Below are 10,770 nucleotides of genomic sequence, written 5' to 3'. Positions count from 1 at the left end.
AGGTGCTGGACGCGGGCGGGGTCCTCCAGGAGATGAAGGAGGAGGTGGCTCGGGCGCAGTATCCGGCGTTCTTTCGGGACGCGGCGCGGTTGGAGGGGGAGGCTGTTGAGCTGTGGGTGTACGCGACTCAGGCGGTGCCTGGACTGCTTCAGACTGAGGAGTACATGCGGGCGGTGTTCGGTATGTGGCGTCCGTTGCTGGACGAGGAGACCCTGGAACAGCGGGTCGCCGCCCGCCTCGCGCGCCAGCATGTATTCGAGCGCAGGCCTGCGCCCCTGCTGAGCTTTGTCATCGACGAGGCGGTTGTACGTCGGCCGTTGGGCGGCTTGTCGGTGATGCGTGGTCAACTGGAGCAGTTGATGCTGCTCGGCGCGTACCGGAACGTCGAGATCCAGATCATGCCGCTCGACCGCGAGGACAACGCAGGCGTGGACGGGCCGTTCACCTTGCTGTACCGCCCTGGTGGCGATCAAGTGGCTTACCTGGAAACGCAGGGACGCAGCACAATGGTCAGCGACCGGCGGGAGGTCCAGGGAATCGCGTCTCGGTACGGCATCATCCGTGCGCAGGCCCTCACTCCTCGCGAGTCACTGGCCTTCGTTGAGAAGCTGCTTGGAGAGGTGTGAAGTGAACGAGACCCCGGGTGCGGCGGGCGAACTGTCGTGGCGCAAGAGCAGTTACAGCGGTGGGGCTGGAGGAGAGTGCGTCGAGGTCGCCGACTGCGCCAACGTCGTCCGCGTGCGTGACTCCAAGGACACAAGCCGACCTGCTCTCTCGGTCGCTGCTGTTGCCTGGACGGCGTTCGTCGGCTTCGCTGCTCAGTAGGCCACACGTCTGCCCCCAGTCCCGGACCGGGGGCAGACCTGTGTCGGATGACTACGCCTTTGCCTTTTTACGGACGGGAGGAGTCCAACGTCCGGCGGCGATCTCGGCGTCCAGTCGCGCTTGGAAGTGGGCGTGTGCCGTTCGCATCTCGGCTTCGCGGTCGGCCTTGTAGAACGGGGGCTGGTAGCCCTCGGGGGGTGGGGTGTGCTCCGGGTCTTCCAGATGAGCCATGAGGTCGAGGTAGTCCTGCTTGGTCTGGCCGTGGCCATAGGTGTTGAAGTCAGCGGCGATCTTGCGGCCGTTGGCGTCGAACCAAGTTGCTGACTCGTAGTCGTAGAGCTGGGGGTAGCGCGACTTGAAGATGGCGGCGAGCTGGTCGGCGGTGATGCCGAGCCAGACGGAGACGAGGGCGTCGAGTTCGACGTGAGCGGCGCGGCGCTCGTGTTCAGTGCGGAGAGGGGTGCTGTACTCCCAGGTCGGATTGAGACCTGCTGCGAGGGGCTTCAGGTTAGGCCAGTAGGGGCTTGCCCAGTCCTCGTAGCCTGCCCATCGCGGGTCGAACAGCTCGGACCAAAGAGGGGCGTAGTGGTCAGTGAGGGCGCTTAGGCGGAGGGTGCGCAGTAGTAGGGCCGGAACGAGGGGGTGCTCCGGGTCTGGGGCCGGCATCTGCTTCGCGCTAGCGGGCGTGAGGTCGGAGCGTCCGGTAATGCGTAGCAAGTAGTCGAGTGGCAATGACGCCCAGAAGCCTGCGTTAAGGGCGGTTAGTCGGTTGTTTGCCAAGGCCAATGATTGTACGGCGTGGATATGAGCGGGACCGGGCGGGATGAGAGCTGCTTGCAGGCTACGGCTCGTGTTAAACGGAATCATCCTGCGCCAGGCCAGTCGGAAGAACGTGGTGAAAGGCTTGCCAGTCCAAGGGTCTTGATTCGCGAGATACGTGGCCTCGTCGGTGGCCCGCACGAGGTTAGTTACGGGGATACACCCAACGGGCAACTCCGTCGGCACGAGAAAATCCCAGTCCCTGTTGCTTCGGCAGGGAATCCTTGGCTGTTTTGAGAAGGGAAGCGCTGATGCGAAATGCGGCCCCTGCAGGATAACATCGGCTAGCTTGGAGACTGGTTGGTTTCCCCAGCGGATCAAGCCGTCCTTTTTCGCCTTGGTTTCATCGTATCCTCTGGAGATCATAGGGCGGTAATCGTCCAGGGTGCTTGGATGAGAGGCCAGCGCCTCGATGGCCCCTTGTTCGCCGAGGAGGACTGGGTAAAGCAGCGGTGTCTGTGCCGCTGAACCCGTTGAGCCGGTCAGAGCCTGCCAACCAGCTAGCAGTGCAGTGTCCACATGTACCAGACGCTCACGGTGAGGCCGGATGTCCCACGAACCATTGTGCTTGATTCCTGGTGCGTGGCCTTGCCCCTCATGAGTTAGGGAGTCGGGCAGGGTCTGAGCGTCTCGGAGTTCACTGACGTGCAGAAAGTCAGGCTCCTGTGGAGTGCCATAGATATGCAGTCCGAACTCCCACGCGCGATAGAGGTCTTCAAACGCCCAGTTAGCCGAGTTTACAAAGTGTGCATGCACTCGGAGGTGACAATACGCGGCGGCCCGGATGACACCCTCATGTACGCCGCCGAAGTGGGTGTCCGGGTGAATCATGCCCGCGCTGCCGTGCGGCGCAATCTGTTGCCACACCCGAACCATGAAGGCTCGATAGAGGTCGCCCTGTGTGCCGGCTAGGAGCGGGTACGTGGTCGTGCTGACCAGCGTGGAGACGGCGCCCGCATGAGTGGTCAGTTCGTTGAGGAGGAAATTCTGGCCGTCCGTACATGTGGCCAGCACCTCTTCCTTACGGAGGCGCCACTCCGCCGCACTAGGCTTCTCTGCTAGCACGAACCACGGCTCCAACTCCGCCAAAATTACGTCCTCATGCCACCGAGGCCGAACCCAAGGCGGATTCCCCACCTGCAACTCAAACCCACCCCGCGCAAACACCTGCGCGAACTCCAACTCCCAGTGGAAGAACCCCTGCGTCTTGGCCACATCCCGCGCTGCGCCCGCCCACAGGAACCGCTCCTCCAGCAACTGGAACCGGTCCATGCCCATCCACTCGGGCAGCTCGTCCTCGTACCGGGACAGGTCGTCAAGGTCCTCGAACGTCGACACCAACGACTCCTCCGGCACATCCTGCGTGCCCAGCAGCGCCTCGGCGAAGTCGATCCAGTCCTCCAGGTCGGCGAGCGCGATGACATCGCGGCGCTCACCCTTGATCTGCCCCTTGCGGCGGCCGGTGCGGCGACGCGACACGGAGTCCCGCGTCAACGTCATCTGTTGCGGCTCGGCGGTGAAGCCCGGCAGGGCATCCGCCTCCCAGGCCAGCAGTACATCGTCGCCGCCGCTCTCCGTACCACCCCCGACGCCCACCGCCTCCAACTCCGCCGCCCGCGCCGCCAGCGCCTCCGCCCGCGCGTACCGCTCGTCCGTACCGTCCAGCAGCGCGGCGTTCTGCACGGGCCAGAACCACAGCGCGCACCACGTGTCCATCAGCGTCTTGAGGCGCCAGTAGGGGGTGTCCTCCGCTTGGAGGTCGGCGAGGATCGCGTCCCGCTGCACGGCGGCCTTCGGCCGGCGCAACCAGTCGTCCTCCGCTCCCCACACCCGGATGTCGCGGGAGATGTCCCGCTCCGACAGTTCCAGCCGCCGGACGACCAGCTCCCACAAGTACTCGGCCCGCCGGGCCAGTCCTTGAAGCCGAGCCGTCTGCTTCGCCGTAGGCGACTTCGTGACCGCCTTCCGCCACGCGCCCAGAGCCTTCGCCTCCGCAGGGGCGAGCGCCTTCGCCTCCTTCTCGGCGGCGACCGCACCCCACTCCTTGGCCGGAAGCAGGAAGTGGTGCACCGCGCCCTCCGGAAGCGACGCACCCGCCACGGCCTCCGCCAACGGGAACCGCTCCGGAGTGGTCCCCAGCCAGCCGCCCTTCTTCAGCCGTTCCGCCGCGTACACCTCGCGTCGGCCGCCGATGAGGGAGTTACCGCGCCGCAGGTGCAGGCCGAACCAGGGGGCCTCCATGCCGGGGTGCATGGTGTTGAGCCACAACGACACCTCGGCCAGCTCCACGGCCGTCTCGTTGAGGTCGACCCCGAACGAATTGTGCAGGGCGATGTACGCCTTCGCCTTCTGGAGTTCGACGGCGTACTGCTCGGTGTCGATCGACTCGCCCAGCTCGGCCTGCCGGCGCCGCAGGTACTCCGCCGCGACCTGGTTGATCGCCTCGTTGAGGAAGGCGCCCGAGCCGAGGGCGGGTTCGCAGATCCGCCACTCCAGGAGTTCCTTCGCCTCCGTGGTCTCGGTGAGGAGCTGCTGGAGCGCCAGCTGCACCGTGACCCTCGTCAGCGACTCCGGCGTGTAGTACGACGCGGAGGTCTGCCGGTCGCGTCCGGAGAGGCGGTACACGAACGAGCCCGGCGCGTACCGCACGCGGAGTTCCTCACCGGTGAGCCGGTCCCGGCGCCGGACGAACACGGAGTCGTCGTAGTCGGCGATCTTCGACTTGGGGACGAGCCAGGAGCCGTCCTTCGGGTCGCCGTGCTTGGCGACCTCGTACAGCTCCTCGCCCGCGATGAAGCCGCTGTACGACATCAGGCCCTCGTACACCGCGCCGAGCTGGTTGATGCCGAGCTGCGCGTACGAGATGAAGCCGCCGCGCTCCCCCCGCTTGCCCTGGGTGATCATCAGGCTGTGCAGCACCTGGTGGAGCGTGGCGTTGCGCAGCCGGGTGTCCAGGTAGCGGACGGCCTCGCCGCGTGCCAGTGCCTCGTCCGAGTCGTACCGCGGATCGGGGAGACTGTCCGCGCCGATCAGGCGGATGGCCTCGCGCTCGAACAGCTTGCTGTGCAGCGGCTCGAAGCGCAGACCGACGTCCTCGCTGATCCGTGCGTCGGCCGCGTCGGCGTGGGTCGCATCCACACCGTGCGTGCGGCGGGTGCGGTAGCCGTCCTGCACTTTGCGGAACAGCAGGTCCAGGGACTCGTACAGGTAGAAGCCCTTGCGGGCGGTGTCGCTCACCGGCTCCCGCTCGGCGACGAGTTCGCCGAGTCGGCCGAGTCCGTACCCCTGCTGGTACTCGGGATAGTCGGCGGGCAGGATGCCCAGCTCGGGGCGGGCCTCCGCGTACAGCAGGAACAGGATCCGGTAGAGGTAGCGCAGCGACTCGCGGGTCAGCTGCCTTCCATCAGAGAGTTCGGCGATGTCCTCGGGCCGGACGCCCTGCTCGCGCAGCCGCTGGAGCACCTCGTTCGCGATCAGCTCGACGCTCTTGCGCAGGCCGTCGCGCAGCTCGCTGGAGACCCCGACCGCGTGCTTGGCGGACTTGCCGACCAGTTCGGCCAGCGGGTTCTCGCCGCCCTCCTCCGGCGTGCGCAGCGAGTCCGCGCCGAACAGCGCGGCGACGGTGTCGAGTTCGCCGCCCGCCCGGGTGTCGTTGCGCTGGAGCGCGGTGTCCAGGGAGACGCCGAGATAGCGTCCCTCGCCCCACACCGCCCGGTCGGCGAGGACGATCACTCCGCCGCCGAGCAGCAGTACGTACCGGGGCGGTTCCTCGCAGGCGAACACGAAGGCGGCGAGCTTGGAGCCGGTCTCCACCGGGTCGGGGCCGTCCAGCGGCACCGGTTCCAGCAGGCGTCCCCGGCCCTTCGGGTCGAGGGCGGCGTCGGGTTCGGCGGCCCAGCCGCAGTCCAGCGCGACGAGACCCTTCTCGGCGTGGGCGACCGGGACCTCGTACGCCCGGCCCGCCCGCTCGACGGAGAGGACGCGCGGCTTCGCGTCATAGCCGAGCGCGCGCAGCACCTCGGCGTTGAGCGCCCGTACCCGCTCCCGCCACTCCGGCTTCTCGTAGGTCAAGGCGTCGTCGTCGGCGTCCCGGACGGTGATGATGCCGTCCTCGTCCTCGGGGAGGGCGAAGGAGGACCGCGCGCGGAAGTAGTCCCGGCGCAGCGCCCGCAGTCCTGCGCGCGGGGTCACCGGCAGTTCGGTCCGGCCGGGTGTCGGCGCGGCGGACGTCTCCTCGTCGGTTCCGCCGTCGTGGTCGGCGGGCGGCCTCGCCGCCTCCTCGCGCTCCTTCCACTTCTGGAGCAGGCCCGACTTGAGATCCTTCGGCAGCACCTCGGCCAGGTAGTGAGCCGAGAAGTAGTCGCCACGGTTGACCAGGGAGTCGTACGTCATGACAGGGCTTCTCTCAGGGGATCACAGACCGGGGTCACAGTGCGGCGAGCGGGGGTGAGTGGCGGAAGGCGGACGACGACGGGTCGGAGAGGGAGACGGGACGCGATCCGTCGCCGTTCCCGTGCGTGGCGTCGGTCTCGGTGTCCGGTACCAGCACCGCGAGGACCCGCAGCAGGGGCCTGCCCGTCGTCAGCAGCGAGTCGGCGAGACCGGCGAGGCGTTCCCGGGTGCGCTCCCCGCCCAGCGTGGGCTGCTCCCAGGCGCCGAGCCGCAGCTTGTACTCCTCGACGGGCCGGCGCAGCGGTTCGTCCCAGGCGTCCCGGTGGGCGTCGAGGAACGCCCCGGCCGTCTCCAGCACCCGGGGGAGAGCCGCGCTCAGGGGCGCGGGATCGAGGTAGCCCCGCTTGTTCGCCATGGCGGGGCCGACACCGGCGCGCCGCAGCAGGGACACCATGTCGTCGACGGCCAGTCCCTCCCCGGCGGCCTCCCGCCAGGTCACGCCCATCCACTTCACGACGGTGGGCCGGCCCAGTTTGTTGGAGTAGACGCCCTGGACGAGGTAGACCGGCTCCGCCACGTTCGCCGTGATCATCGGCGCCTCCTGGCGGCCCAGGCCGACGAGGACCTTGTCGGTGAGCCAGTCGACCACCGGGTGCAGGTCGGTGAGCAGGGAGATCTCGGGCCAGCTCGACGTGGAGGACTGCCGGGCCCGCTGAAGGGAGTGCTCGGCCAGGCGGCGGTTGAAGGTCACCAGCAGCCGCTCCCGCAGCCGCTGCTCGCGCAGGTAGTCCGAGGGCAGCGCCTTGAGGCGGTGGACGAGTTCCGCCGGCGGGCGGAAGGAGATCAGCCCGGACTGCTGGTCGCGGTCCAGCTCCAGCCGGTCGCGGGCGTCCGGATACACCTCGCGCAGCGCCTCGTCCACGAAGTGGGCGGTGGAGTCGAAGAGCCGGGGGAGTACCGGGCTCGCGTCGTCCCGGTCCGCCGACGAGGGCGTCCCGGCCGGAGCCGACTCGGGGCGTTCGTCGGCATCCGGGTCGTCGGCCGTGTCCGCGGTCGCGTCCACCGAGCCGAAGAAGTCCGCGAGGAAGTCGTCCAGACCGGCGTCCCGGCCGTCGGACGCGGAGCGGGGCGTGTCCAGGGACTCGTCCACGGTCCTGCCGCGCAGCAGGTCCTGGATGAGGGACCGCTCCTCCGCCTCCGCCCGGTACAGGCCGGTCACCGCCTCCGCCGTGCCCAGCGAGCGGTGCGCCTGGTCCTCGCGTTCCAGCAGCCGCTCGGCGACCACCGTGTCGTCCTTGGCGCCCTCCACCTCGCTGGTGAGGATCAGCGCCCGGAACTCCGGCGGGTGGGCCTGCCCGTACCGGTCGATACGGCCGTTGCGCTGCTCGATGCGGATCAGCGACCACGGCACGTCGTAGTGCACGAGCTGGTGGCACTGCCGGTGCAGGTTGACGCCCTCGGAGGCCACGTCACCGGTGAGCAGGACCCGGACGGGCGTGTCGGCCAGGCCGAACTCCTCGACACGGTCCATCTGCTGCTCGTCCGAGAGGCCGCCGTGCATGACACGGACGCAGTCGCGGGCCGCGCGGCCACGGAAACCGAGGGCGGCGGGCAGCACCCCGGCCAGCCACTCCAGGGTCTGGACCCGCTCGGAGAACACCACGACCCGCGTCTCGGAGGCGGGCCCCACCCCGATCTCCTCACGCAACACCCGCACCAGGGCGGCGAACTTCGCGGAGTCCGCCTCGGTCAGGCCGGCGGCCAGTTCCGACAGCCGGTGCAGCGCGGCGAGTTCGGCCTCGGTGCCGCGCCGGTCCTCCTTCTTCTCCAGCGTCCTGATCCGCGCGGAGACCGTGGCCCGCAGCGCGGCGGGGGAGGAGAGGAACGACTTCAGCAGGGTGTAGGGGAAGAGGGGCACCGCGCTGACCGAGGTGCCGCCGTCGCCGGGCAGCCAGACGGCGGCCAGCTCCTCGAAGACCCGCTCCTCCGCGGGGGTGGCCGGACAGTGCACCGAACGGGAGGGGCCCCGGTCCGCCCACTGGCCCTTCATCTGCTCGCGGACCTCCGGGCTGATCTTCGTCCGGCGGATGAACAGGTGCTCGATGTCGGCAGCGCGGTAGTTCTCCGGGTCGCGGATCGCGACGGGGTCCAGCAGCCGGATCAGTTCGGCGAAGGACTTGGCGTCGCCGTTGTGCGGGGTCGCGGAGGCCAGGATCAGGGCGTCCGTGCGGGGCGCGAGGGTGCGCGCCAGCTGGTTGCGCAGCGAGCCGCGGTTGATCAGGTTGTGCGACTCGTCGATGACGACCGCGTCCCAGCGGATCTGCTCCAGGTGGTGCTGGTACTGGTCGGTGTTCTTGAGGGTGTCGATGGAGACGATGACCCGCTTGAACGAGGTGAACGGGTTGCGGCCGGCCGGGATCTCCCGCTGGATCCGCTCGATGCCCACCGAGTCCAGGCGTACCAGGGGAATCGCGAACCGTGTCCACAGCTCGTGCTGGAACTGCTCCAGCACATGCTGCGGGGTGACCACCAGGATGCGCTCGCCCCGGCCGCGGCGGATCAGCTCGGCCAGGGTCAGGCCGATCTCCAGCGTCTTGCCGAGGCCCACCACGTCCGCGATCAGCAGTCGTGGACGCAGATTGGCGCCGGACAGGGCCAGCTGGGCGGGACGCCGCTGGTAGGGCAGCGGGTCCATCAGGAACGAGTCGGCGAGCGCCAGGCGGTGTTCCGACTGGGGCAGGGCGGTGCGGCGCAGCACCGCCTCCAGGAACAGCCGGGAGCGGCGGTAGTTCGGGGAGTCGTCCATGACGAGCGCGGTCGCGCCCGGGTCGAGCAGTTCGATGCGGTCCAGGCCGGAGAAGAACACGGCCTCCTGGTCGCGGACGAACTCCGACACCCCGGTCACCTCGATGCGCGTACCGTCGTCGGACGTCGGCATCGAACTCTTGACCAGCCACTCCTCGTCCCGCACGACCACCAGGGCGCCGGCCGGGTACTGGTCCTGGCCGCTCGTGGCACCGGCCTGTTCTGCGCCGCTGCGCTCCGCGCTGGTCTGGACGGCGGTCACCGGTGGCCTCCTGAAGCGGGTCGATCGTGCGGGTGCGGGCCCTCTCCGGGGCCCGCCCATTATCGCGGGTCTCAGGGGCGTACGGGTCAGAAGGGTGTACTGGCCGCATACGCCTCGCGCAGCCGCCGGGCGGTGATCCTGGCCTGCGCCGAACTCCGCGGGGAGGGCCGGTCCGCTCCGCCGCGCCCGGAGGCGCGGCGGGGGGACGACGGAGCGGCGGACCGCGCGTCGGCCGATTCCCGGACCGGGTCGGAGGCCTCGGCCCGGGCGGGGGCGGCGGGCGCGGAGTCGGCGCGGGCCCCGGCGGACGGCTCCGAGGGGGTGTCGTCACGGCGGAGCGGGAGACGGGGATCGGCGGGCACGTGCGGACCGAGGCCGAGCGGCGGACCAGGCGGAGCGGCCACCGGTGGCGCCTCGGGACCGGCCGGGAAGCCGTGCTGCCGTGGCCGGGCCGGCCGGGAGGCCGCGGACTCCCGTCCCCGCTCGGCAGGGGGAGACGCTAGGGGGGTGCCGGCCGTTCCGGACCCGGTGCGCACCTCCGCCCCGGACACACGGCCGACGGCGAGGAGGTCGTCCAGGACGTGGGTGGGTGCGGCGGTGTACGTGGTGAGCCTGCGACGTGCCTGGGCGACCTTCAGCCCCTGCGCCTCGATCAGCGCGCGGCACTGCCGCACCACCTCGGCGAGGTCCGGCCGGTCCTGCGGGCGGTGCGCCAGCATGGCGGTGAGCAGCGGCACGAGCTCGTCCGGGGTCCCGGACAGATCCGGTGCGTACGCGGGGTCCACGACCTGGTGGAACAGCAGGTGGATGTTGTCCGCGCGGTAGGGGGCGTGGCCCGAGGCGGCGAACAGCAGGACGGCGCCCAGCGCGTACACGTCGACCGCCGGTGTCAGGGGCTTCGCACCGTTCGCCTGCTCGGGCGGCATATAGGACGGTGTGCCGACGACCATGTGCGGCGCGGTCAACGACACACTCGACTCCGCGAACACCGCGAGCCCGAAGTCGATCACCTTCGGTCCGTTCGGGCCGAGCAGCACGTTGGCCGGCTTCAGGTCACGGTGCAGCAGACCCTGCCGGTGCACGCCGGCCAGGGCCTCGGCCAGCGTCGCGCCCAGGGCCGCCGTCAGCAGCGCGGGGAGCGGGCCGTGGGCGGCCACGTGCCGGCTCAGGTCGAGCCCCTCGACGTACTCGGTCGCCAGCCACGGGCGCTCGGCGTCCGGATCGGCGTCCAGGAGAGCGGCGATCCGGGCACCCCAGATCGTTTTGAGGATCTCCACCTCCTGCGCGAACCGCGTCCGCGTCTCGGAGTCGACCACGGACAGCTTGATCACCTTCACGGCGGCCGGTTCCCCGCCGGGCGACTCGCCCAGGTACACCTGGCCCATCCCGCCCTGCCCGATCCGGCCGAGCAGTTCGTATCCGCCCAGCTCGGAAGGGTCGTCGGGACCGAGAGGGGCGATGTGCACCTGAGGCCTCACTTTCAGCACGGTCGAACCGGGGCGGGCAGCCCTTGCCAAGCTAGACCACACTCTGAGGGAAGGGCATGCCACTCAGCTCGGGTGACGCGGGCGAACCCTGATCCGGCCCGCGGTGAAGGTGCGACGGTTCCGCAGGGCGAACGCCTTGCGTCACTCCTCGTCGGCCGTGCCGGTGCCGGTGCCGGTGTC

General features: G+C 69.6%; 5 protein-coding genes. 2 read left to right on the top strand and 3 right to left on the bottom strand.

Annotated elements, in window-relative coordinates; translation table 11 throughout:
* Together ACFF45_RS20880 and ACFF45_RS20875 are read left to right on the top strand one after the other, a co-directional pair.
* A partial coding sequence (locus tag ACFF45_RS20880; protein ID WP_381347934.1) for a DUF5753 domain-containing protein occupies window positions 1–626 on the top strand: 626 nt, incomplete at its 5' end.
* Window positions 562–825 carry a DUF397 domain-containing protein gene (locus tag ACFF45_RS20875; RefSeq protein WP_381347933.1) on the top strand — a complete coding sequence of 88 codons (264 nt, stop codon included), beginning with the start codon at window positions 562–564 and terminating at the stop codon, window positions 823–825. The genes ACFF45_RS20880 and ACFF45_RS20875, both read left to right, overlap by 65 nt.
* A gap of 51 nt (window positions 826–876) precedes the next feature.
* Here the strand turns inward: ACFF45_RS20875 and ACFF45_RS20870 are convergent, their stop codons facing one another.
* The 3 genes from ACFF45_RS20870 to ACFF45_RS20860 form a co-directional block, all read right to left on the bottom strand.
* Window positions 877–6,036: a class I SAM-dependent DNA methyltransferase gene (locus ACFF45_RS20870; protein WP_381347932.1), complete on the bottom strand. Its 5,160-nt coding sequence runs from the start codon at window positions 6,034–6,036 to the stop codon at window positions 877–879.
* 34 nt (window positions 6,037–6,070) lie between these two features.
* Window positions 6,071–9,103: an SNF2-related protein gene (locus ACFF45_RS20865; RefSeq protein ID WP_381347931.1), complete on the bottom strand. Its 3,033-nt coding sequence runs from the start codon at window positions 9,101–9,103 to the stop codon at window positions 6,071–6,073.
* A gap of 86 nt (window positions 9,104–9,189) precedes the next feature.
* On the bottom strand, window positions 9,190–10,569 hold the full coding sequence (locus ACFF45_RS20860) for a serine/threonine-protein kinase (RefSeq protein WP_381347930.1): 1,380 nt from the start codon (window positions 10,567–10,569) through the stop codon (window positions 9,190–9,192).
* Window positions 10,570–10,770: the final 201 nt, after the last annotated feature.

The organism is Streptomyces cinereospinus, from assembly GCF_042430725.1.
Taxonomy (GTDB): Bacteria; Actinomycetota; Actinomycetes; order Streptomycetales; family Streptomycetaceae; genus Streptomyces; species Streptomyces cinereospinus.
This window is presented reverse-complemented; position numbering and strand designations above follow the sequence as displayed.

Excerpts from the sequence above, each read along its gene's own strand:
- ACFF45_RS20870 (WP_381347932.1), bottom strand. The coding sequence starts at position 6,036 with ATGACGTACGACTCCCTGGTCAACCGTGGCGACTACTTCTCGGCTCAC.